The following is a 22,658-nucleotide window of genomic DNA, read 5'->3' on the forward strand; positions in this document are numbered from 1 at the left end:
GAGGCGCGGTCGCCCTGCGGTCGGGGGCTGTCTACGGTAAAGGGAAATGCACCATCTGTCCCGGAGGTCCCGTGCTCCGCAAGCATTCGAAGAAGCCGACGCGCCCGGTGGAGGCCATCGAGCCCCCGAGCGGGACCGAAGTCGTGATCGCCGTCGCCGTGGTGACTCTGCTGGTGGCGGTTCTGGGGGCCCTGTCGCAGTCCCCGGTGTGGCTTCTCGGGCTTCTCGTGTTCCTTCCGGGGGCGGCGTCCGCGCTGTGCACCGTCCGGCAGACGCAGTTCGTGGCCGCCTGGACCGAGTTCGTCGTCGTTCTCGCCATGCTGGTCCGGCAGGGGGACGGATGGCCGTGGCTCGACAGGATCCTCATGATCCTGCTCACCCTCGTCCTGGGGGCGGCCTCCGTCTACGCGTGCCACCGCCGCATCAACCGGGAGCAGGAGATGATGCGGCTGCGTTCCACCGCGGCCGCGATGCAGCGTCACATCCTGCGCCCCCTGCCGATGCTCACCGACGACGTCCTGGTGAACGGGGTGTACGAGCCGGTGCAGGAGGACCGTCTGGTCGGCGGGGACATCTACGACGTCGTCGACTCGCCGTGGGGTACCCGGGTGCTGATCGGCGACGTCCAGGGAAAGGGTCTTCCGGCGGTCGGCGCCGCGTTCGCCGTCATCGGTGCCTTTCGTGCGACGGCCCACCGGGAGCCCACCCTGACCGCGCTCGTCGACGCCCTGGACGCCTCCGTCGTACGGCACAACTCCTATGCCGCGCAGACCGGCGACGACGAGCGGTTCGTCACCGCGCTCGTCCTCAGCATCGACGCGGGCGCGGAGGCGCAGGCCATCAACTGCGGTCACATCCTGCCGCAGTTGTTGCAGGACGCCTCCGTCACGACGCCGGCCCTCACCTCCGGTGTCCCCCTCGGTCTCGCCGATCTCGCGGACGAACCCGCGACGGTCGACTGGTTCGTCTTCCCGCCCGGGGCGACCCTGCTCCTGACCACGGACGGGCTCACCGAGACCCGTGGTGCGGACGGTTCGTTCTACCCCCTCACCGAGAGCCTCACCCGGTACGTGTCGCTCTCCCCCACCGATCTGCCGCGCGCGCTCTGCGACGACGCGCGTGCGTTCGCCGGGGGCGGCGACCGGCACGACGACGTGGCGGTGCTGACGGTGCGCCGGTCCCCGCGCCGCTGACGGGCCGGGCGCGTCCGGTGTTCCGGTGGTCCGCCGGGCCCGTCGCCCCGTCGCCGGTCGCCGCCCGACGGGGACGCGCCGCACGGGCCCGAAAAACAGCCGCGGCCCCGCCACCGCCCGGGGGTCCGCGCGGTTGTCAGGGGGCCGTTCCCTCGGCCGGACCCGACCAGGAGTGATGCCATGACCGTCCCGATCGTCCTGTTCACCGCCGATCTACGGGTGCACGACCACCCGCCGCTGCGCGCGGCGCTCGCGGCCTCGGGCGAGGTGGTACCGCTGTTCGTGCGGGACTCCGCCATCGACGCGGCCGGCTTCGCCCCGCCCAATCGCCGGGCGTTCCTCGCCGACTGCCTGGCCGACCTGGACGCCGCCCTGCGCGGGCGCGGCGGCAGGCTGGTGGTGCGCTCGGGCGGCGCGGTGGAGGAGGTGTGCCGGGTCGCCGCGGAGGTGGACGCGGACGAGGTGCACATGTCGGCCGGGGTGAGCCGTTTCGCGCTGGCGCGGGAGGCGCGGCTGCGTGAGGCGTTGGCATCGGCGGGCCGGCGCCTGCGCGTGCACGACGCGGTGACCACCGTGGTCCCGCCCGGTGCGGTGACGCCCGCGGGGTCGGACCACTTCGCGGTCTTCACCCCGTACTTCCGCCGCTGGTCGCAGGTGCTCCCGCGGACCCCGCTGCCCGCCCCGCGGGCGGTGCCCGTGCCCGACGGCGTCGCGTCGGAGGACCTGCCTTCCCGCACCTCGGTGACGGGGGTGTCGAAGGGGCTGGCCACGGGCGGGGAGAGCGAGGGCCGCAGGCGCGCGGCGGCCTGGTGGCGCACCGGTGCGGCGGATTACGGGGACCGCCATGACGATCTGGCCGGCGACGCGACCTCCCGGCTCTCCCCGCACCTGCATTTCGGCACGCTCTCCCCCGCGGAACTCGTCCACCGTGCGCGCCTGGTGGGGGGTGCGGGTGCCGAGGCGTTCGTCCGGCAGTTGTGCTGGCGCGACTTCCACCACCAGGTGCTCGCGGCCCGGCCCGAGGCAGCCGTCGTGGACTACCGGCCCCGGCACGACCGCTGGCGTTCGGGTACGGCGGCGGCAGGTGACATCGCCGCGTGGAAGCAGGGCCGTACGGGATATCCGGTGGTCGACGCGGCGATGCGACAGCTCGCCCACGAGGGCTGGATGCACAACCGGGGGCGTCTGCTCGCGGCGTGCTTCCTCGTCAAGACGCTGTACGTCGACTGGCGGGTCGGCGCCCGCCACTTCCTGGACCTGCTGGTGGACGGCGATGTGGCCGACAACCAGCTCAACTGGCAGTGGGTGGCCGGTACCGGCACGGACACCCGGCCCAACCGGGTGCTCAACCCCGTGACGCAGGGCAAGCGGTACGACTCCGAGGGGGTGTACGTCCGCCGCTGGGTGCCCGAGCTGGGCGGGATCGCGGGGACGGCGGTGCACGAGCCGTGGAAACTGCCGGCCCCGGAGCGGGCCCGGTACGACTACCCCGACCCCGTCGTCACGCTGGCCGAGGGCAGGGACCGTTTCCGAAGGGCCTGCGGGCTGGCGGACTGAGCGCGTCCGGGCCCGGGCCCCCGCCCGTACCCTCCTGGGGCGGAGGCCGGGAACTGTTCTGCCCGCCGGCCCGTCCTGGGCAGCGAGGCAAGCGGACGCAGATGGGGAGCCATGGTGGAGGGGAAGACAGCAGGGGCCCGGTGGATACGACGGCGATCCGTGCCGCGGGCCGCGGGCGACGGCGCGAAGCGGGACGCGCCGCACCGGCCGGCCTGGGAGCGGGGGCGGGTGCTCGCCGTGTGCGCGGTGCTGACGGCCGGGCTCATGGCCTTCCACCGGGCGGTGCCCAACTCCGTGGGCCGCCTGGGCAGTCTGCTGGAAGTGTTCCTTCCGTGGCTCGGCCCGGTGGTCGTGGTGCTGTTGGTCCTGGCGCTGCTGCGCCGTTCGGCGCTCGCACTGACGGCGCTGCTGCTGCCGGTGGCGGCCTGGACGTACCTTTTCGGCGGGCTGCTCCTGCCCGGGGCCGGGCCCGGGCCGGACGAGCTGGTCGTGGTGCAGCACAACGTCAGCGACGAGAACGCCGATCCGGCGGGTACGGCCCGTGCCCTGGCCGACGCCGGGCCCGATCTCATCGCGCTGGAGGAGCTGGTGCCCCCGGCGCTGACGGTGTACGCGCAAACCCTCGCCCCGGACTACCCGTACCACGCCGTCCGGGGCACCGTCGGGCTCTGGTCGAGGCATCCGCTGGCCGACGCCGGGACGGTGGACATCAGACCCCGGGGGATCACGGGGGCCTGGAGCCGCGGGCTGCGGGCCGTGGTCCGCGCTCCGCACGGTGACATCGCGGCGTACGTCGCACATCTGCCTTCGGTCCGCGTCGGGGCGAGCGGCCTGGCGTCCTCCCGGCGCGACGAGAGTGCCGGTCTGCTGGGCAGGGCCGTCGCCGCCGAGAGCGTGCGAACGGTCCTCCTGCTCGGCGACCTCAACGGCACCGTCGACGACCGCGGGCTGGCCCCGCTGACCTCACGGATGAACACGGCGGAACGGGGTTTCGCCTTCAGCTTCCCCGCCGGCCTCCCGCTGGCCCGGATCGACCAGGTCATGGCCCGCTCGGCGACCGTCCGTCAGATCCGCACCCTGCCGCCCACCGGAAGCGACCATCTGCCGGTCGTCGCCCGGATCGAACTGGACTGAGTGACGCATTCGACCTCCTTACGGGGTGGATGTGAAAGTCCGGGAGAGCATGCCTTCGCCGCAGCGCACGGCGAGGAGGAACGGCTGTTGGTACCCGGGCGGCCGGGCGTGGTGGCGGCGCGGCGCTCGCCACCTGCTGGAGCCGCTCGGCGATCAGGGCGCACGCCGGGTGGATGCCGGGCGGTTCGACCGTCGCGCTCACCTGCCGGGCGCCGTCCGCGTCGAATCCGCCGCGCCTGTACGCTGCGGAGAGCCCGGCCCGCTCCAACACCCGCCTCCCAGACCCCTTTTGCCTCCCGGCCCCGCACCGACACCGTTCCTGGAGACCGTATGAGCAGCGCCCTTCTCGTGATGGACGTCCAGCGCGCCGTCGTGGACATCGCCGACGACGGTTCCGGATACCTGCCGCGCCTGCGCAGGGCGATCGACGGCGCCCGGGCGGCGGACATTCCTGTCATCTACGTGGTCATCGCGCTGCGTCCGGGCTTCCCGGAAGTCGGCCCGCGCAACAGGGCGCTCACCGCCGTCGCACGGGCCGGGCTCCATGTCGAGGGTGATCCCGGCACCGAGATCCACCCCGACATCGCGCCCCGGCCGGGCGAGGTGGTGGTCACCAAGAGGCGGGCGAGCGCGTTCTCGGGCAGTGACCTCGACGTGGTGCTCAGGGCACGCGGCATCGACAGCCTCGTCCTCACCGGCATCGCCACCAGCGCCGTGGTGCTGCACACCCTGTGCCAGGCCAACGACCTGGACTTCGGCCTCACCGTCCTCGCCGACGCCTGCCTGGACATCGATGCCGAGGTGCACCGGTTCCTCACCGAGAAGCTGTTCCCGCAGTGGGCGGACGTCGTCACCGTCGACGACTGGCTCAGCACCGTCGCACCCCGTTAGGGGCGGGCCGGGCCGTCGGCGCCCGGGCCCCGCACCGGCGCCCGGAGGGCGGCGAGCCCGGTCAGGACAGGCTGCCGCGAAGGGCGTTGACGCGCCCGGCGGCCGCGTCGAAGGCGGTCCCGTCGAGGGTTCCGTCCCCCAGGGCCTCGCTCAGCGCGATCACGGCCTCGTCCCCCTGGTCGACGTCGCGGGCCGAGCACAGGATCAGGTCCATGCCGGCTGCGGCGGCCAGTACGGCGCGCCGTGCCGCGCCACCGTACGACTGAAGGGCTCCGGCCTCCAGGGCGTCGGTGACCGTCACGCCCCGGAAGCCGAGCCGGTCCCGCAACTCGCCCACCACCGTGGGGGACAGACCGGCGGGCCGGTCGGCGTCCAGTGCCGGGTAGACGGCCCAGGAGAGCATGACCAGCTTCGTCCCGGCGGAGATCGCCGCCCTGTACGGCACCTCGTCGATGCCGCGCAGGGTGGCCGCGGACGTGGTGAGGGTGACGGGGCCCAGATCGGTGTTCTGGTTCGCGGCGGCGGGGTCGAGGCCCGGGAAGTGCTTGGCGGTGGCCGCCACCCCGACGTTCTGCTGCGCGGTGATGAAGGCCGAGCCGCAGGCGCCGACCGCCTCCGGGCGCTTGCCGTACGACCGCTCGTACTGGTCGGTGAAGTCACCGGTCCTGCGGTACACGTCGAGCACCGGCGCCAGGTTGACGTTCATGCCGACGCCCGCGAGGTTCAGGCCCGCGCCGTTGCCGGTGTACTCCGCCCGCCCCTCCGGGTCGGCGGAGGCGCCGACGTCCTTCGCGGACAGCAGGGGCTCGCCCGGCAGGCGGCGCACCATGCCGCCCTCCTGGTCGGTCATCAGGAGGAGCGGGGCCTCGACGGGGGCGGAGGCGTTCGCCTCGTTCATCTCCCGGAGGACGCCTTCGATCCGGCTCGGGCTCCCGATGTTCTCCCCGAAGAAGATCACCCCGGCCGTACGGCCCTGACCAATCGCGTCCATCAGCCGGGCCGGAGGGGTGGGCCCCGGGTAGGAGTGGATGACGCACTGCCCGGCGCGTTGGGCCGGGGTCAGGGCGGGCAGCGGGGAACGCGTTCTGTCGGGGATCCGCACGTCCGCGTCCGTACGGCCCGCCGGGCCCAGCCCGGCGACCAGGGCCGCCGTTCCGGCGAGCAGGGCGCCGCGCCTGCTGAGGAACTCCGATGTCGAACTCATGGTTCTTCTCCTTCGCGAACTGCCGTGGTGTCCGGCCGGAGCAAGTACGACCGCGCCGCACGGCCCGGTCCGGAACGGGGGCCGCCCGACGGGGCAGGGAACCTCCCTGCCCCGGTCATCGGTCACCGCCCCGGGGCGGGGCGGGCCCGTCGGCCCGCTCCGCCCCGAGGGGGCGGTCGCTCCCGGGGGCACAGGCCCCCGGGGACGGTCACCGTGCGCCCGGGCCCGCCGTCACGGGGTGTTGTTGGCCAGGGCCAGCAGGCGGGAACGGTCGCCGCCGAAGCGGTCGCGGTCGACGTTCCCGGAGATGCCGCTCACCGAACCGGTGGAGGTGTACTGCCAGACGGTCCAGTACGGGAAGCCCTTCGGGATGCTCGGGCTGCCCGCGGTGGTCCAGTGGGCCACCCACAACGGGCTCCGGGCGGACATGCCGGTCCAGCCGCCGGTGCAGGAGTTCCACCAGCTCGGGCTGGTGTAGATCACGACGTCGCGGCCGGTGCGGGCCTTGTACCTGTTGTAGAAGTCGAGGATCCACGACTGCATCGCCGAGGCCGACTTGCCGTAGCAGCTGCCCTCGATGTCCAGCACGCCCGGGAGCGTCAGGTTGTCGCGGGACCAGGCGCCACCGTTGCTGGCGAAGAAGTCCGCCTGCGCCGCGCCACCGGACACGTCGGGCCGCGCGAAGTGGTACGCGCCCCGGATCACGCGGGCGTTGTAGGCGCCCAGGTAGTTGGCGCTGAACTTGGGGTCCTTGTACGAGGTGCCCTCGGTCGCCTTCATCCAGGCGAACTCGATGCCCGCGGCACGCACCGAGCCCCAGTTGATGGTGCCCTGGTAGTGGGAGACGTCCACCCCCATGGGGTTCGCCAGGAGGTCCACGCCCGGCACCTTCTTCCCGAGGTGCAGCTGCCGGGTGTCCGGCTTGAAGTCCTTGCCGTCCTGGACGTAGCCCACGCCCATGTAGCCCTTGCCCAGCGGCACGGCACTGTCGGAGGGCAGCGGCGCCGAGGAGGCGGTGCCCGACATCAGGCCGAGGGTCAGTGCGACGCTCGCGCCGACGGCACCGGCCACGGTGAGTCTTCCCTGTACGGACTTCGCGGAACGGATCCGGGAGAACAAGGTTTCCTCCTGCTTGGTCGAGGGACGGGATGCGGTGGTGGTGCCGGTCGGTGCTCCGGTGCGGTGGACCTCGGCGCGCCCGGGGTGGGGGTGGCACGACGAACGGAAGGACGGGCATGGTGCGGGGTCGGCCGCCAGGAGCGGCCGGTCCGTGCGGCGCCGCGGGTACACCTGCGTCGTGGTGCGGGCCCCGGTGGCAGTGGTCGTGCCCGGACGGCACCGATCGCGTCCGGTCGAAAGGCTCGGCCGCGCGCTTCCCGCCGAGCGGTCTACGCGCGTCTACTTGATGCGGACACGTCATAGTGAGCCACAGGAACGCGCACGCGGTAAACGGTTTTCCGCTTCGTTAGTGGTCCAGACCAATCCGCGCTCCGGTGAGCTGCGGAAACACATCGGCCCCGACAGAACTTTTACAAGTGGCGGGGCCGTACGGGCCGCCGGTCCGGCCTGCGGGCGTACGGGATGACGACGGGTCCGGGCGGTGGGCGCGCCGGGGCGCACCCCACGTAACCTCTCTCCCGTGTCACCCTCCCGTCTGTATCGCGTCGCCGTCCTCGTGCTCGAAGGGGCGAAGCCGCTCGATGTCGGCATCCCCGCGCAGGTTTTCGCGACCCGCGCGAGCATGCCGTACGAGGTGCGGGTGTGCGGGGCGGCGCCCGGTCTCGTGACCGGCGGCGACGGCCTGTCGTACGACGTCGCCCACGGCCTCGACGCCCTCGCGTGGGCCGACATCGTCTTCGTCCCCGGCTACCGGTTCCCGGACCGCGACGATCCCCCGCGGGCCGTGCTCGACGCGCTGATCGCCGCCCATGGCCGGGGCGCGCGGCTCGCCGCCATCTCGACGGGCGCCTTCGCGCTCGCCGCCACGGGCCTGCTCGACGGCAAGCGCGCCACGACGCACTGGCACTACACGCGGGCACTGGTGGCACGGCATCCGCTCGTCCGGGTCGACGAGAACGTCCTGTTCGTCGACGAGGGCAGCGTACTGACGTCGGCCGGCGCCGCCTCGGGCATCGACCTGTGCCTGCACATCCTGCGCGGCGACCTCGGAGTGGCCGCGTCGAACCATGCGGCCCGGCGCCTCGTCGCGGCCCCCTACCGCAGCGGCGGCCAGGCGCAGTACGTGCCGCGCAGCGTGCCCGAACCGCTCGGCGAGCGGTTCGCGGCCACCCGCGAGTGGGCGCTCCACCGACTCGGCGAGCCCCTCACCCTCGACGCGCTCGCCCGGCACGCGGCGGTGTCGCCGCGCACGTTCTCGCGCCGCTTCGTCGAGGACACGGGATACACACCGATGCAGTGGATCATGCGCGCCCGCCTCGATCTGGCCCGCGAGTTGCTCGAACGCTCGGAACGGAGCGTCGAGCAGATCGCCATCGACGTCGGTCTCGGCACCGGGGCCAATCTGCGGCTGCACTTCCAGCGGATCCTCGGCACGACGCCCAGCGAGTACCGGCGCACCTTCACCCAGGGCGAGTAGCCCGCCGCCACCGTGTGGCGAGATCCTTTTGAACCATGGCGATCATGCCGCTGTCGCGGGCGGGCGCGGCGGGCGACATTGGTGGCGAACCGAAGGGACACCATTCATGACTCGCATCGCCATCAACGGATTCGGCCGCATCGGACGCAACGTGCTGCGCGCACTGCTGGAGCGCGACAGCGACTTCGAGGTCGTCGCCGTCAACGACCTCACGGAGCCCACCGCGCTCGCCCGGCTGCTGGCCTACGACTCGACGTCCGGCCGCCTCGGCCGCCCGGTGAGCGTCGACGGTGACGTCCTCGTCGTGGACGGCCGCCGCATCAAGGTGCTGGCCGAGCGCGAGCCGGCGCAGCTGCCGTGGGCGGAGCTCGGCGTGGACATCGTCCTGGAGGCCACCGGCCGCTTCACCTCGGCCAAGGCCGCCCGCGGCCACCTCGACGCGGGTGCTAAGAAGGTCCTGGTCAGCGCCCCGTCGGACGGTGCGGACGTGACGCTCGCGTACGGCGTCAACACCGACGCGTACGACCCGGACGTGCACACCATCGTCTCGAACGCCTCCTGCACCACCAACGCGCTCGCGCCGCTGGCCGCGGTGCTCGACGAGCTCGCCGGCATCGAGCACGGCTTCATGACGACGGTGCACGCCTACACGCAGGAGCAGAACCTGCAGGACGGCCCGCACCGCGACCCCCGCCGCGCCCGCGCCGCCGGGGTCAACATCGTGCCGACCACCACGGGCGCCGCCAAGGCGATCGGCCTCGTGCTGCCGAACCTCGACGGCAAGCTGTCGGGCGACTCGATCCGGGTGCCGGTCCCGGTGGGCTCGATCGTCGAACTCAACACGACCGTCGCCCGCGACGTGACGCGCGACGAGGTGCTGGCCGCGTACCGCACCGCCGCGGAGGGTCCGCTCGCCGGCGTGCTGGAGTACTCGGAGGACCCGCTCGTGTCGTCCGACATCACGGGCAACCCGGCCTCGTCGATCTTCGACTCGGCCCTCACCCGCGTCGACGGACGCCACATCAAGGTGGTCGCCTGGTACGACAACGAGTGGGGTTTCTCGAACCGTGTGATCGACACGCTCGGTCTCCTCGCCGCCCACTGACCGGACGCCGGGCGGCATCCGCCTCCGGCCGGCCGCAACCGCCCGGCACCTCGTGCGGGCGCTCCGGTCGGGCCCGGCCGGAGCACGCCGGGAGGGTGCCGTCCGGCCGGGTCCGTCCCGGGAACGGCGCCCGCCGCCCGCCGAAGTCGCCGTTCCCGGGGCCCACTCCACCGTGCTGGAGGAACACCTCCGTACGACCGCACTCACCGTCCACCGATGGCTCGGCGGCCGGGATTGAGGACGCCCCGGGCGGGGCACGGTACTCAATCACCCGGCGCAGCGGGGATGATCCGCGGCCCGGGAGCGCGCAGACTGGGGTGACGGGCGAGGCCGGGAGGCGGAACACGGCATGGGGCGAGGAGACACGGGCGGGACGCGGGCGGCGGATCCCGGCGGGGGCACGAGCGCCCGGGTGCTGGCGCGGTTGGCGGTGCTGACGGCGATCGGGGCCGTGCTCGTGCTGGTGTTCCCGCTCGGCCAGCGCGGGCTCCTGGTCATCGGGGCCGGGCTGCTCGGGCTGGTCGCGTGTGCCGTCGGCGTGTGGTGGTTCCTCGCGTACCGCGGTGTGGTGCGGCTGGGCGGTGCTCTCGTCGCGATCGCCGCGCCGGTCGGCGTCGTGCTGCTCTTCGCCCGGAACGGGTTGTGGCCGACGGCGGCGGCCGGGCTCCTGTGCTGGGCCGTGACCCTGGCCTGCGCCCGGGCCGCGTTGCGGAGGTCGGGGCCGAAGCGGCCGAAGCGGGGAGCCGCCGCACCCCGCCCGAGACGGCCGGCGCTGATCATGAACCCGAAGTCCGGGGACGGGAAGGTGGAACGCTTCGGCCTGGTCGAACGGGCGGAGGCGCTGGGGGCCCGGGTGATCCTGCTCGACCTGTCCACCTCCACCGACGTGGCCGCGCTGGCCCGCGAGGCGGTGGCCGACGGCGCGGACCTGCTCGGAGTGGCGGGCGGCGACGGCACCCAGGCGCTGGTCGCGGCGGTCGCCGTCGAGCACGACCTGCCGTTCCTCGTGATCTCCGCCGGTACCCGCAACCACTTCGCGATGGACCTCGGCCTCGACCGTGCCGACCCGGTCCGCTGCCTCGACGCGCTGACCGACGGCGAGGAGCTGCGGGTCGACCTCGGTGAGGTCGCGGGCCGGAGCTTCGTCAACACCGTGTCCTTCGGTGTGTACGCGGACGTCGTGCACCACCCGGAGTACCGGGACGACAAGGCGGGCACGGCGCTGAGCCTGATGCCGGACCTGCTCGTCGGCGAGGGGGTACGACGGCTCGACGCCCGGGTCGACGGCGTCGAGCTCTCGTCCCAGCAGGCGCTGCTGATCAGCAACAACCCGTACGTCTCCCCCGACGACATCACCGGCGACGGCCGTCGGCCCCGGCTCGACGACGGTGTGCTGGGGGTGCTGGGCATCCGGGTGGAGAGTGCCGTGCAGGCGGCCGACCTGGCCGTGCGGGGCGCGCAGTCCACGGGGCTGACCGTCTTGTCCGCGCACCGGGTCGAGGTGACCTCCGACACGGACGAACTCCCCGTGGCGGTGGACGGCGAGGCACTGCGCATGTCCACACCGGTCGTGTGCACGTCGCGGCCGGGGGCGCTGCGGGTCCTGGTGCCGCGCGACCGGCCGGGCGCGGCCGCGCCCGCTCCGCCCGTGGACTGGCGACGCCTCGTCGACCTCGCGTTCGGCCGGCCCGGCAAGACCTCCGAAGGGCGGCACCATGACTGAGCACCGCTTCCCCGCGTCCGTCGCGTCGGTCCGCCGGGCCGCGGCGGCCGTGCTGGGCGATCTGCAGGCGATCGACGGAGCTCTGTACGCGAGCGTGGCCGCCACCCCCACGCCCACGCTGGACCGTGCGCTGCGACGGCTGTCGCACTCGGCCGACCACTCGAAGATCTCGCTGGCGGTCGCGGCCGGTCTCGCGCTGAGGCCCGGCCGTTCCCGCAGGGCGGCGGTGGCCGGGGTCGGCGCGATCGCGCTGGCGTCGGCGACGGCGAACCTGTTCGGCAAGAGGATGGTCCGTCGGCGCCGGCCCGACCGGGAGCTGGCCCGGGTGATCGTGGCCCGGCAGGTGCCCATGCCGGAGTCGGCGTCCTTCCCGTCCGGTCATACGGCGTCGGCGACCGCGTTCGCCACGGCGGTGGGCGTCGTGCTGCCCCCGGCGGCGGTGCCGCTCGGGGCGCTGGCCGCCGCCGTCGGCTACTCCCGCGTCCACACGGGCGTCCACTATCCCGGCGATGTGGCGGCCGGCGCGGTCCTCGGCTTCGCGGCCGCCGCCGGGTCCCTGGCCGTCGGGCGGGTCCGGCCGGGCCACCACGTGGTCCGAGCGGTCGTACGAAGGGCGGCGGGCCGGATGCGGAGGCCGTCGTCCGGGTGACCGCCGGGCGGGGCTTCCCGTGCGCCGGGGCGGGACCGGCGCCGGCTTCGACCTGGCCGAGCGCGGCGCCGGCGGCCGGCTCGGTTCCCGCAGGGTGACCTCGATCGTCTTCGCGGCCCTCGCGCACACCCGGCTCCCGCCGGGCGAGGGGGCGTTCGTCCTCCTGGTGGCGGCCGCGACCGCCTGCCCGGTGCCGTCCCGCCCGGCGTGACGGCGGAGCCCGTCGCCCGCCGGCTCGCGCGTCGCGCACCGGTCCGCGCACCGGTCCGCGGGGCGCGGCGTGCCCCGGAAGGATCCGCCCGGTGAGCGCGCGGTGGGGTCCGGCCGACCTGGCGCGCGCGGGGCCCGGTGTGGCCCAGGCCGGATGTGTCCCAGCCCTGGTGTGTCCCGGGCCCGATGTGTGGCAGGCCGGCCGCGCCGGAGGCCCCGTACGGTTCCGGTGGCCGGCCGGGGGCGGCCGGCCCTCGCCCCGGGCGGCGGGTCAGGCCGACCGGGTCTCGCTCTGCAGGTGCTGGACGGCCTGGACCAGGGGTGCCAGCGAGGGGTCGGCGGCCGCCTGGTCGAGGGCCTCGCGCAGGGCGGTGTTGTGGGTGGGGCGGGCCTCCTCCAGCAGGCGCAGGCCGTCCTCGGTGACGTCGGTGTAGATGCCCCGGCGGTCGGTGGGACACAGGTAGCGCGAGAGCAGTCCGCGGTCCTCCAGCCGGGTCACCAGCCGGGTGGTGGCGCTCTGGCTGAGGACGACGGAGTCGGCGACCTGCCGCATCTGCAGGTGTCCGCCCTCGCCGTCGTGCTGGCGGCTCAGCACGTCCAGCAGCGAGTACTCGCGTGCGCTCAGCCGGTGTCCGGCCTGGAGCGCGCGTTCGACTCTGCTCTCGATGCGTCCGTGCAGCAGCGAGAGTGCCGACCAGCTGTGTGCCAGTGCGGTCATCGCCGGATCGGTGGCGGTCATGAGCGGCTCCTCGGTCGGGTCGGGCGGGCGGGGCGTCGGTGGGCTCCGACGGCTTATCACGGATCTCACTATACCCGCGTTTGCCATTAGCCATCGCATGCAACTATTGTCGGAGCACGTAAAGCGCTCACGCAACCCCCTTCTCAGCATGTCAAAGGACCCTGTCATGCCACTCGCACTGCTGGCCCTGGCCATAGGGGCCTTCGGAATCGGCACCACGGAATTCGTGATCATGGGGCTGTTGCCCCAGGTCGGGGCGGACCTCGGCGTGTCCGTGCCGACAGCCGGTTTCCTGGTCACCGGATATGCTCTCGGTGTCATGATCGGTGCGCCGATCATGACCGTCCTCGGCACCAGGATCTCCCGCAAGAACATGCTCATGCTGCTCATGGGCCTGTTCATCCTCGGCAACCTGATCTCCGCCGTCGCCCCGGTCTTCGCCGTCATGCTGATCGGCCGGGTGGTGGCCTCGCTGGCCCACGGCGCCTTCTTCGGCATCGGCTCCGTCGTCGCCGCCGAACTGGTGGCGCCGGAGAAGAAGGCCGGTGCCATCTCCATGATGTTCACCGGCCTGACCGTGGCCAACGTCGTCGGGGTCCCCCTGGGCACCTTCGTGGGCCAGAGCGCCGGCTGGCGCGTGACCTTCCTGATCGTCGCCGGACTCGGCGTCCTGGGTCTGGTGGGTGTCGCCAAGCTCGTGCCCGACGTGCCCGCGCCGGAGGGGGTGCGACTGCGGGACGAAGTCGCCGCCTTCAGGAACACCCAGGTCATCCTGGCCATGGCCATGACGGTCCTCGGCTTCGGCGGCGTGTTCGCCGCGATCACCTACATCGCGCCGATGATGACCGAGGTCAGCGGCTTCGCGGAGTCCTCCGTGACCTGGCTGATGGTGGTCTTCGGGCTGGGCATGGTGGCGGGCAACCTCATCGGCGGCCGTTTCGCGGACCGCAAGCTCATGCCGATGCTCTACACCGCCCTGGGCGGTCTGGCACTGGTCCTGCTGCTGTTCACCTTCCTGGCCTCCGGCAAGGCCGCGTCCGTCGTGGCCGTCTTCCTCATCGGGGCCCTCGGCTTCGCCACCGTCCCGCCGCTGCAGAAGCGCGTCCTGGACCACGCCCACGGCGCCCCGACGCTGGCCTCCGCGGTCAACATCGGCGCCTTCAACCTGGGCAACGCCCTGTCCGCCTGGCTCGGCGGTCTGGTGATCTCGGCCGGTCTCGGCTACACCGCGCCCAACGCCGTCGGGGCCGTCCTGGCCGCCGCCGCCCTGGTGCTGGCCGTCGTCTCGCACCGGCTCGAACTGAGGCCGGCCCGCACCGCCGCCCCCGCCACGGTCCCCGCCGCCCCGGCGGAAGCCGTCCACTCCTGATTCACCCACACCCGCGCCGTACCGGCCGCGTGTCCCTCACCACTCTTCCCCCCTCCCACCAATACAAGGAATGCTCATGAGCACCATCGCCCCCGTGGCCCCGCTGACCGCCGACGACGCGGAGACCCTCGTCCGCGCCGCCCGCCACGCCGCCGACGCGGCAGGCGTCCCCGTCAGCATCACCGTCCTCGACGCGGGCGGGAACCTGCTGGCCTTCCGCCGTGACGAGCGCGCCGTGCTCATCTCCGGCGAGACCAGCACGGCCAAGGCCCGCACCGCCCTTCAGCTGAACGCGGCGACGGCCGACCTGGTCGACCTGGTCAAGCCGGGCGGACCCTTCCACTCCCTGCCCACCGCGCTGGACAAGCCCCTGCTGTTCATCGCCGGCGGGATACCGGTCCACCGCGACGGACAGCTGATCGGCGCCCTCGGCCTCGGCGGCGGCGCCCCCGAGCAGGACCACTCCTTCGCCCGGACCGCCCTCCAGGCCCTCTGAACCCACCCCCGGCCGGCGGGGCGGCGACGACCGGCAACGACGGACCGCCGCCCGCCCCGTTCCCCGGGCCCCTTCGACCCAACCCACTCACCATGTAAGGACCCCCGATGACCTCCGTACCGAACGTGACGCTCAACAACGGGGTGACCATGCCGCAGCTGGGCTTCGGCGTCTTCCAGGTCCCCGACGAGGAGACCACCGCCGCGGTCGCCAGTGCCCTGGAGGCCGGCTACCGCAGCATCGACACCGCCGCGGTCTACGGCAACGAGCGCGGGGTCGGCAAGGCCCTCGCCGCCTCCGGCATCCCCCGCGAGGAGCTGTTCGTCACGACCAAGCTGTGGAACGAGGACCAGGGCTACGACCGGGCCCTGGCCGCGTTCGACGCCTCCCTGGACAAGCTCGGCCTCGACCACGTCGACCTCTACCTCATCCACTGGCCCACCCCGGCCCGCGATCTGTACGTGCAGACCTACAAGGCGCTGGAGAAGATCCTCGCCGACGGACGGGCCCGTGCCATCGGTGTCTCCAACTTCCAGGTCTCCCACCTGCAGCAGCTCATGGAGCACACCGGTGTCACCCCGGCCGTCAACCAGGTGGAGCTGCACCCCGGCCTCCAGCAGAAGGAGTTGCGCGCCTTCCACGCCGAGCACGGCATCGCCACCGAGGCCTGGAGCCCCCTGGCCCAGGGCGCGGTCCTAGAGGACCAGGCGATCGTGGGAGTCGCCGAGGCACATGGCGTAACCCCGGCCCAGGTCGTGCTGCGCTGGCACCTGCAGACCGGCAACATCGTGATCCCCAAGTCCGTCACCCCCGCCCGCATCCGGCAGAACCTCGACGTCTTCGGCTTCCGACTCACCGACGCCGACATGGCCGCCATCGCGGGCCTCGACCGGGACCTGCGCACCGGCCCGGACCCCGACACCTTCAACTGACGCCGATCGATTCGCCCCCGCGGCGCCCGTCCACACCGGACGGGCACCGCGGGGCGCCGTCGTCACCGCAGCCGCTCCACCGTCCCGACGAGGAGAACGCCTCATGCAGATCGATCTCTCCGGCCGCACCGCCCTGGTCACCGGCTCCACCCAGGGCATCGGCCACGCCATCGCCACCGGTCTGGCCCGCGCAGGGGCCCGTGTGGTCGTCAACGGCCGCGGCGAGGAGCGCGTGGCGGAGGCCGTCCGCACCGTGCGCGAGGGCTCCGGCAGCGACAATGTCACCGGCGCCGCGGGCGACCTGGCGACGGAGCAGGGCGCCGCCGCCGTGCTGGAGACCGTGCCCGACGTCGACATCCTCGTCAACAACCTCGGGATCTTCGGCTCCGTGCCCCCGCTGGAGATCGACGACGCCGAGTGGCGCCGCTACTTCGAGGTCAACGTCCTCGCCTCCGTCCGGCTCATCCGCGCGTACCTGCCCGGCATGAAGGAACGGGGCTGGGGACGCGTCCTCAACCTCGCCAGCGACTCGGCCGTGGTCACCCCCGCCGAAATGATCCACTACGGCATGACGAAGACCTCGCTGCTCGCCGTCAGCCGCGGGTTCGCCAAGGACGCCGCCGGCACCGGTGTCACCGTCAACTCCGTCCTCGCCGGGCCGACCCACACCGGCGGCGTCGAGAACTTCGTCCGCGAACTCGTCGGCGACGAGCTGCCCTGGGACCGGGCGCAGCGCGAGTTCATGGTCACGCACCGCCCCCAGTCCCTGCTCCAGCGCCTCATCGAGCCCGAGGAGATCGCCAACATGGTCGTCTACCTCGCCTCGCCCCACGCCTCGGCCACCACCGGCGGCGCCGTGCGCGTCGACGGCGGCTACATCGATTCCATCCTGCCCTGAGCCCGGCGCCGGCCCGGTGGGCACTGGCCGGTGGTCCGTCAGGTCAGCAGCGCGACCAGGGTCTGCATGACGAACATCGAGCACGAGAGGACGACCACCGGGCCGTGAGAGGTTCCGTCCGTCTCCGGCCCAGGGTCCGGCGGGTATCGCCGCCCCAGTGAGTGAGAAAGTCCGTTCTCTCTCCACCGCCCCCGGTCCGTCCGAGGACTTGCGGTCCGGGGCGGGGCGGGGAGGCCGCGGTCCGTCCCGGCCCGTTCGCGCGGTGGCCGGTGCCCCAGTGCCTCAGTCGGCGGAGCGGCTCGCCAGGTACTCGGCCATGCCCGCACCGGTGAGCGGGTAGTAGTCGGACAACCGGGCGCCCTCGTCGAGGCGTTGCCGTGCGAACGCCTCGCGGTCCTGGTGCAGCAGGGCGTCCTCGGCCAGGGGGACGGCGCTGTGCTGCGGCACCACCACGGCGCCGTCCTCGTCGGCCACGATGAGGTCCCCCGGGGTCACCAGGGTGCCGCCGACACCGACCGGGACGTTGAACGCGGAGGGGAAGAGCTCCGTCTGCGAGGCGTAGTGCGGTGTCACTCCGGTGCACCAGACGGGCACGCCCAGGGCGCGGATGCGTGCCGCGTCGCGCACCCTTCCGTCCACCACGATGCCCGCGCCGCCGCGCAGTTTGAAGTAGCGCACCAGCATGTCCCCGAGGCAGCCCGTGAAGTGGCTGGCGTACGCCGAGACGACCAGCACGTCGCCGGGGCGGATGGACTCCAGCACGCCCCACAACGCGGTCTTGCGCTCGATGTCCTCCTGTTCCGCGCCGGAGAAGACGTCCTCGCGCTGCGGCAGGAACTGCAGGGTCACGGCACCGCCGGTGACCTTGACGTCCGGCTCCCGGTGCAGTGGCACGGGGCCGTCGATGAAGGTGCGGGTGATGCCCATCTGGTGCAGCTTCGCGCAGGCGGTGGCGGCGCTCACGTCCGCGAGTGCCTCCACCATGCGCGCGGTCGGCCGTACGAAGGACGAGGTGTGGACCGGAGCCCGCATCGATTCGTAGGTCTCGGCCTCCACCGTCGACGCCGCTTCTCGGTCCCCGGTCGGGTTCATTCGCATGCCTCTCCGCGTACTCCGCCGCACGCAACGCCAGTGACATTATCGCCTATCGATGGTAGATAACAGCCGACCAATGAGAACTGTCAACAGCGGCAGGAGAGTTCAGTGCCCACACCATCCGTCGGCTGGTTCGACGCCGCACGCTTTGGACTGTTCGTTCATTTCGGTCTGTACAGCCTCGCCGCGCGGCACGAGTGGGTCCGCGGCCGGGAGGCCATGTCGCAGCCGGAGTACGACCGTTACCTGCGGAAATTCGATCCCGACCTGTTCGACGCGAGGGAACTGGCCCGCGCGGCACGGAAGGCCGGGATGCGGTACGCCGTACTGACCGCCAAACACCATGACGGGTTCTGCCTGTTCGACTCGGCCCTGACCGACTACACCTCGGTGCGTGCCGCGGACCGGGACCTGGTGGCCGAGTTCGCGGAGGCGATGCGTGCCGAGGGGCTGCGGGTGGGCCTGTACTACTCGCTGCTCGACTGGCACCACCCGGACTTCACCGTCGACCAGCACCATCCGCTGCGGGGTACGGCCGCGGCCGACGAGCCCCGGGACATGGTGCGCTACCGCGCGTATCTGCACGGTCAGGTGCGCGAGTTGCTGACCGGTTACGGGCGGGTCGACCTGCTCTTCCTCGACTTCACCTATCCCGGCAAGGGGCCGGCCGAGTGGGGTGCGGAGGAACTGATCTCCATGGTCCGCGAGTTGCAGCCGGGCATCCTCGTCAACGACCGGCTCGGCATCCCGGGCGACTACGTGACGCCCGAGCAGTACCAACCCGACCGCCCGTTGGAACGGGACGGCGTGGCGGTGCGGTGGGAGGCGTGCCACACGCTCAACGGCTCATGGGGTTACGACCGGGACAACCACGAGTACAAGGATCCGGCGATGCTCGTCCGGATGCTGGTGCAGTCCGTCGCCTGCGGGGGCAATCTGCTGCTCAACGTCGGCCCCACCGGGCGGGGTTCGCTTGATCCGCGGGCCCGGGAGACGCTGCGTGCCATCGGCCGGTGGATGGTTCCGCACGCGCGGGCCGTGCACGGCGCCGGGCCGAGCGCCTTCGAGGCGCCGCCGAACACCCTCTGCACGCAGTCCGGCCGGAACCTCTATCTGCATCTGCTCTCATGGCCCCTCAAGCACCTCCATCTGCCGGGCCTCGCCGGGCGGGTGCGGTACGCGCAACTGCTGCACGACGGTTCGGAGATCCGGTTCCACGAACTGGACGGAACGCAGCACGAGCACGTCAACATGGCGCCGCCCGGCCGCGCTCCGGGCACGCTCACGCTGACGCTCCCGGTCATCCGGCCGGACGTGCTGCTCCCGGTGATCGAGCTCGAACTGGACGACGAGTGAGGGCACTACAGCTTCTTCCCGCAGGTGGCCGGTGCCGGATCCCGGTCCGCGCACCGGCGATCGGCTCCCTGGCGGGGCCGTTCGGCGGGACGGTACGGATCCGGGCGGGCGGATTGGCTGCAGCACCCTTGAACATGCCGGGGTGCCACCCATAGCATCAGTAATCGATAGACGATAGTTCCCCGAGTGAGGCCCCCAGGCGCCGGGCCATCCCCGACCCCGCCCTCACCGCGCGTCAGCGAGTCCCCGTGCCACCCCGGCAGCTCGCCCGCCCTCCCCTGCCTGCGGAGCCGCAAGCCGGCAGGAAGAGCCGACTATCGATCACTCACGACTACGCAAGGGAGCGTGTCTCGAATGAGAACTACCTGGCGCCGGGCCTGCGCTTTCGCCGTGGCTCCGCTGGTGATGGCCTCCGCCGTCGCCTGCGGCGGCGGCTCCGGCGACGACGCGGAGGGCACCACCCTGCGCGTCATCGTCAACATCTCTCCGAACCTCACGGAGAAGTACTGGAACGACCTCTTCGCGCAGTACGAGAAGAAGAACCCCGGCGTGAAGGTGAAGCTGGAACTGACCGGCACGATCTCGGCGAACGCCAAGCTGACCCAGGACCTGGCGGCGGGCGACCCGCCGGACGTCGCCCAGCAGATCACGCCGACGACGGAGAACGCCTCCCTGTTCGCCGACCTCTCGGACCAGCCCTGGGCCGCCGACACCCCGCTGGCCGAGCAGTACGCCATCGACGGCAAGCGCTACGTGGTGGGGGTCGGCGAGCAGATCCAGTCGCTCGTCTTCTACAACAAGGCCGCCTTCGCCAAGGCCGGGCTCGACGCGACGAAGATCCGGACCATCGATCAGTTCACCGACGCCATGGGGAAGTTGAAGTCCGCCGGTTACAAGCCGTTGCAGACGGCCGGCCAGTGGGTGACGGGGGCCCAGTTCTCCATGATGGCGGACGCCGGTGTCCTCACCGAGGACCCGAAGTGGACGGCCAAGCGCCACGACGGCAAGGTCTCCTTCGCCGACAACGGCTATCTGCCCTACTTCGAGCACTACAAGGAGTGGATCGACTCCGACCACCTCGACAAGAGCTCCCTCGGTCTCACCTACGCGGACGGCCAGACCGCCTTCCTGAACGGCAAGTCCGCGATGTACATCATGGGTTCGTACTTCGTGCCCGCCGCGGACGCCGCGAAGAAGAGCGACGACATCGGCGTGTTCACCATGCCGACCGACGGGGCGTACCCCTCGGGCCAGTTCGGCAACATGTCCAACCCGTACGTCGTGGTGAACAAGTCGCGACACCGGGCCGAGGCGATCGACTTCGTGAAGTGGCTGGTCACCGACCCGGTCGCGATCAAGAGTCAGCTGGCCGCCGACGGAAATCTGCGGGAGGGGTTCAGCTACCCGATGTCCAGTCTCGGCACCTCGGTGCAGAAGATCCTGGACGGGGCACCGTCGGTGATCGTCAAGTCGGGCCCCACCCAGCCCATCGCCGGCTTCGGCGACGAGCTCAACAAGCAGGTCCAGTCCCTGTACACGGGCGCCTCCGCCGAGGACGCCGCCGAAGGATTGGACAAGTGGTGGAACTCGCAGAGCTGACCCGGCGGGAGCACACCGCCGCCCGGCGGCGGGTGCGGCTGCGGGAGACCGCCGTCTCCCTGGGCCTCATGGGGCCGGCCGTCCTGCTCTACACCGTGATGACCGTGATTCCGGTGGGCGTCGCGGTGTATCTCAGCCTGACGGACTGGGACGGCTTCTCGCCGTCCCGGTTCATCGGCCTCGACAACTACCGGCACCTGTTCGACGACCCGAGCTCGGGCGACGCCTGGTACGTGACCGCGCTCATCGCCGGGGTCGGCACCGTGCTCATGGTCGGCGCGGGCCTGGTGTACGCGCTGGTGCTCAAGGGACGGTCGCGCACGAACTCGTTCTTCCGGGCCGTGGCCTACTTCCCGCACGTGATCAGCGCGTTGATCCTCGGGTACCTGTGGGCGGCGATCCTCGGCACCAACGGCGCCGTCAACAACACCCTCGCCAAGTTCGGCATGGAACCCATCGGGTTCCTCTTCGACGAGAAGCTCGCGCTCATCACCCTGATCGGGGTCATCGTGTGGGCCGGGTTCGGGTTCAACGTCGTGCTGTTCGTGGCGGCGCTGCAGACGGTGCCGAAGGAGCTGCTGGAGGCAGCCGCGATCGACGGCGCCACCCGGCGCCAGACCAATCTGCGCGTGGTGGTCCCGATGATCGCGCCGGTGGTGACCGTGGCGACGGTGCTCAATCTGGTGGGCCTGATCCGGGCCTACGACATCGTGGTGAGCCTGACCGGCGGCGGTCCCGCCGGCTCGACGCAGACGTTCACCTATCTCATCCTCGCCCGTTCCTTCGAGGGCACCAAGGTCGGTTATGCAACAGCCCAGGCGGTTTTCCTGATGGTCGTGTCCGCCGTGCTCGCCCTCCTCGTGACGGCGCTGCGCAACCGTCAAGATCAAGCCGCGGCTGGTTAGGAGCAGGTGGTGGTCGTAACCGAGGCGAAGGTCCGCGAGGAGCGGACGGCACCGCCGGTGCCCGGCCCCCGGGCCGGGGACGAGCGGCGCGAGCCCCGCTCGCTCCTGCGCGGGCTGCTGCTGGGCGTGTTGTTCTTCGTCATGATCGTGCCGGTGTACCTGCTCGTCGTGAACGCGTTCAAGTCGCAGGAGGAGATCCTCGACAGCCCGTTCTCGCTGCCGCTCGGCGGTCTGACGCTGGAGCACCTCTCCGCGGCCGTCAACAGCCCCCAGTACAACGTGATCGGGGGCTACGGGTTCACCCTCTTCCTGGTCGTGGTCGTGGACGTGCTGTGCATCCTGCTGGCCGGGCCGGCCGCGTACGCGATCGCGCGCAGTCTCAAGCGCCGCACCCAACTGGTGCTGCTGTACTTCCTGGCCGGCACCTTCATCCCCGGCGCCGCCGTGATCATTCCGGTGATCTACGTGCTGCGCGAGATCGGTCTCGCGAACACCGTGACCGGTCTGGTCGCGCACGACGTGGCGACGACCCTGCCGGTGAGCATCTTCCTGTTCGTCGGCTTCATCCGCACCATCCCGGTGGACATCGACCATGCGGCAACCATCGACGGGGCGGGCAGGTACCGGACCTTCTGGACCATCATCTTCCCGCTGATGCGTCCGGCGGTCGTGACGGTGCTGATCCTCAACTCCATAGGAATCTGGAACGACTTCGTCAGCCCGCAGATCCTGCTCAGCCCGTCGTCCGGGCACTACACCGTGACGACGGCGATCTACGCCGGGGTCAGTCAGTACTCGACCGATCTGACCAAGGTGTTCCCCAATCTGCTGCTCGCGGTGGCGCCCGTGATCATCTTCTTCATCTACATGCAGCGCCACATCATCAGCGGCCTCACGGTCGGTGCGGTGAAGGGATGATCCGGGCCCGCCGTCCGCGGACCGTCCGTCGAAGGAGAAAGGACATGCTGTGCTGAGGAAATGGTGGTCACGGTCCCGTCGGGGCCCGT

At 71.9% G+C, this 22,658-nt stretch carries 20 protein-coding genes and 1 pseudogene; 17 read left to right on the forward strand and 4 right to left on the reverse strand.

Annotated features, from left to right (window positions below; genetic code table 11):
- Positions 1-71: 71 nt before the first annotated feature.
- The 4 genes from OCT49_RS01245 (at position 72) to OCT49_RS01260 (ending at position 4,775) form a co-directional block, all read left to right on the forward strand.
- Positions 72-1,193: a PP2C family protein-serine/threonine phosphatase gene (locus tag OCT49_RS01245; RefSeq protein ID WP_283850023.1), complete on the forward strand. Its 1,122-nt coding sequence runs from the start codon at positions 72-74 to the stop codon at positions 1,191-1,193.
- A 180-nt stretch (positions 1,194-1,373) separates the two neighbouring features.
- A complete protein-coding gene (locus OCT49_RS01250; RefSeq protein WP_283850024.1) occupies positions 1,374-2,750 on the forward strand; it encodes a cryptochrome/photolyase family protein in 1,377 nt (458 codons plus the stop codon).
- Between the two features lie 111 nt (positions 2,751-2,861).
- Positions 2,862-3,884 carry an endonuclease/exonuclease/phosphatase family protein gene (locus OCT49_RS01255; protein ID WP_502963324.1) on the forward strand — a complete coding sequence of 341 codons (1,023 nt, stop codon included), beginning with the start codon at positions 2,862-2,864 and terminating at the stop codon, positions 3,882-3,884.
- A 330-nt stretch (positions 3,885-4,214) separates the two neighbouring features.
- Positions 4,215-4,775 (forward strand): cysteine hydrolase family protein, encoded by a 561-nt coding sequence (locus tag OCT49_RS01260; RefSeq protein WP_283850025.1) that lies wholly within the window; start codon positions 4,215-4,217, stop codon positions 4,773-4,775.
- Between the two features lie 61 nt (positions 4,776-4,836).
- On the opposite strand, the gene OCT49_RS01265 is transcribed toward OCT49_RS01260, so the two are convergent.
- Both OCT49_RS01265 and OCT49_RS01270 read right to left on the reverse strand, forming a co-directional pair.
- A complete protein-coding gene (locus OCT49_RS01265) occupies positions 4,837-5,979 on the reverse strand; it encodes a glycoside hydrolase family 3 N-terminal domain-containing protein (protein WP_283850026.1) in 1,143 nt (380 codons plus the stop codon).
- 231 nt (positions 5,980-6,210) lie between these two features.
- The gene (locus OCT49_RS01270) at positions 6,211-7,005 is read right to left on the reverse strand and encodes a GH25 family lysozyme (protein ID WP_283855635.1); all 795 of its coding nucleotides are present in this window, start codon (positions 7,003-7,005) and stop codon (positions 6,211-6,213) included.
- 613 nt (positions 7,006-7,618) lie between these two features.
- Here OCT49_RS01270 and OCT49_RS01275 point away from each other — a divergent pair.
- From OCT49_RS01275 to OCT49_RS01295, 5 genes are all read left to right on the forward strand, one after another.
- Positions 7,619-8,575, forward strand: coding sequence for a GlxA family transcriptional regulator (locus tag OCT49_RS01275; RefSeq protein ID WP_283850027.1), 957 nt, complete (start codon positions 7,619-7,621; stop codon positions 8,573-8,575).
- A 106-nt stretch (positions 8,576-8,681) separates the two neighbouring features.
- Positions 8,682-9,680, forward strand: a complete 999-nt coding sequence (gap, locus tag OCT49_RS01280; RefSeq protein WP_283850028.1) for a type I glyceraldehyde-3-phosphate dehydrogenase — start codon at positions 8,682-8,684, stop codon at positions 9,678-9,680.
- Between the two features lie 349 nt (positions 9,681-10,029).
- Positions 10,030-11,403, forward strand: coding sequence for a diacylglycerol/lipid kinase family protein (locus OCT49_RS01285; protein ID WP_283850029.1), 1,374 nt, complete (start codon positions 10,030-10,032; stop codon positions 11,401-11,403).
- Positions 11,396-12,052, forward strand: coding sequence for a phosphatase PAP2 family protein (locus tag OCT49_RS01290; protein ID WP_283850030.1), 657 nt, complete (start codon positions 11,396-11,398; stop codon positions 12,050-12,052). Before OCT49_RS01285 ends, OCT49_RS01290 begins: the two co-directional genes overlap by 8 nt.
- A gap of 19 nt (positions 12,053-12,071) precedes the next feature.
- Positions 12,072-12,263, forward strand: coding sequence for a hypothetical protein (locus OCT49_RS01295; RefSeq protein WP_283850031.1), 192 nt, complete (start codon positions 12,072-12,074; stop codon positions 12,261-12,263).
- 270 nt (positions 12,264-12,533) lie between these two features.
- On the opposite strand, the gene OCT49_RS01300 is transcribed toward OCT49_RS01295, so the two are convergent.
- Positions 12,534-13,001 carry a MarR family winged helix-turn-helix transcriptional regulator gene (locus tag OCT49_RS01300; RefSeq protein ID WP_283850032.1) on the reverse strand — a complete coding sequence of 156 codons (468 nt, stop codon included), beginning with the start codon at positions 12,999-13,001 and terminating at the stop codon, positions 12,534-12,536.
- A 166-nt stretch (positions 13,002-13,167) separates the two neighbouring features.
- On the opposite strand from OCT49_RS01300, the gene OCT49_RS01305 reads away from it, so the two are divergent.
- The 4 genes from OCT49_RS01305 to OCT49_RS01320 all read left to right on the forward strand — a co-directional run bounded on the left by OCT49_RS01305 (position 13,168) and on the right by OCT49_RS01320 (position 16,696).
- Positions 13,168-14,370, forward strand: a complete 1,203-nt coding sequence (locus OCT49_RS01305; protein WP_283850033.1) for an MFS transporter — start codon at positions 13,168-13,170, stop codon at positions 14,368-14,370.
- Positions 14,371-14,446: 76 nt separating this feature from the next.
- Positions 14,447-14,866 (forward strand): GlcG/HbpS family heme-binding protein, encoded by a 420-nt coding sequence (locus OCT49_RS01310; protein WP_283850034.1) that lies wholly within the window; start codon positions 14,447-14,449, stop codon positions 14,864-14,866.
- A 107-nt stretch (positions 14,867-14,973) separates the two neighbouring features.
- Positions 14,974-15,798 (forward strand): aldo/keto reductase, encoded by an 825-nt coding sequence (locus OCT49_RS01315; RefSeq protein ID WP_283850035.1) that lies wholly within the window; start codon positions 14,974-14,976, stop codon positions 15,796-15,798.
- A gap of 103 nt (positions 15,799-15,901) precedes the next feature.
- Positions 15,902-16,696 carry an SDR family NAD(P)-dependent oxidoreductase gene (locus OCT49_RS01320; RefSeq protein ID WP_283850036.1) on the forward strand — a complete coding sequence of 265 codons (795 nt, stop codon included), beginning with the start codon at positions 15,902-15,904 and terminating at the stop codon, positions 16,694-16,696.
- A 282-nt stretch (positions 16,697-16,978) separates the two neighbouring features.
- On the opposite strand, the gene OCT49_RS01325 is transcribed toward OCT49_RS01320, so the two are convergent.
- Positions 16,979-17,794 carry an RraA family protein gene (locus OCT49_RS01325; RefSeq protein WP_283850037.1) on the reverse strand — a complete coding sequence of 272 codons (816 nt, stop codon included), beginning with the start codon at positions 17,792-17,794 and terminating at the stop codon, positions 16,979-16,981.
- Positions 17,795-17,878: 84 nt separating this feature from the next.
- Between OCT49_RS01325 and OCT49_RS01330 the strand changes: the two are divergent.
- From OCT49_RS01330 to OCT49_RS01345, 4 genes and pseudogenes are all read left to right on the forward strand, one after another.
- A pseudogene (locus tag OCT49_RS01330) lies at positions 17,879-19,147 on the forward strand (alpha-L-fucosidase); the annotation flags it as partial.
- Between the two features lie 354 nt (positions 19,148-19,501).
- A complete protein-coding gene (locus OCT49_RS01335) occupies positions 19,502-20,746 on the forward strand; it encodes an ABC transporter substrate-binding protein (RefSeq protein WP_283850038.1) in 1,245 nt (414 codons plus the stop codon).
- Positions 20,725-21,651 carry a carbohydrate ABC transporter permease gene (locus OCT49_RS01340; protein ID WP_283850039.1) on the forward strand — a complete coding sequence of 309 codons (927 nt, stop codon included), beginning with the start codon at positions 20,725-20,727 and terminating at the stop codon, positions 21,649-21,651. The genes OCT49_RS01335 and OCT49_RS01340 overlap by 22 nt, the downstream gene beginning before the upstream one ends.
- 9 nt (positions 21,652-21,660) lie before the next feature.
- Positions 21,661-22,569, forward strand: coding sequence for a carbohydrate ABC transporter permease (locus tag OCT49_RS01345; protein WP_283850040.1), 909 nt, complete (start codon positions 21,661-21,663; stop codon positions 22,567-22,569).
- Positions 22,570-22,658 lie beyond the last annotated feature (89 nt).

The sequence above is a fragment of the Streptomyces sp. ML-6 genome, assembly GCF_030116705.1.
In the GTDB taxonomy this organism is placed as follows: Bacteria; Actinomycetota; Actinomycetes; order Streptomycetales; family Streptomycetaceae; genus Streptomyces.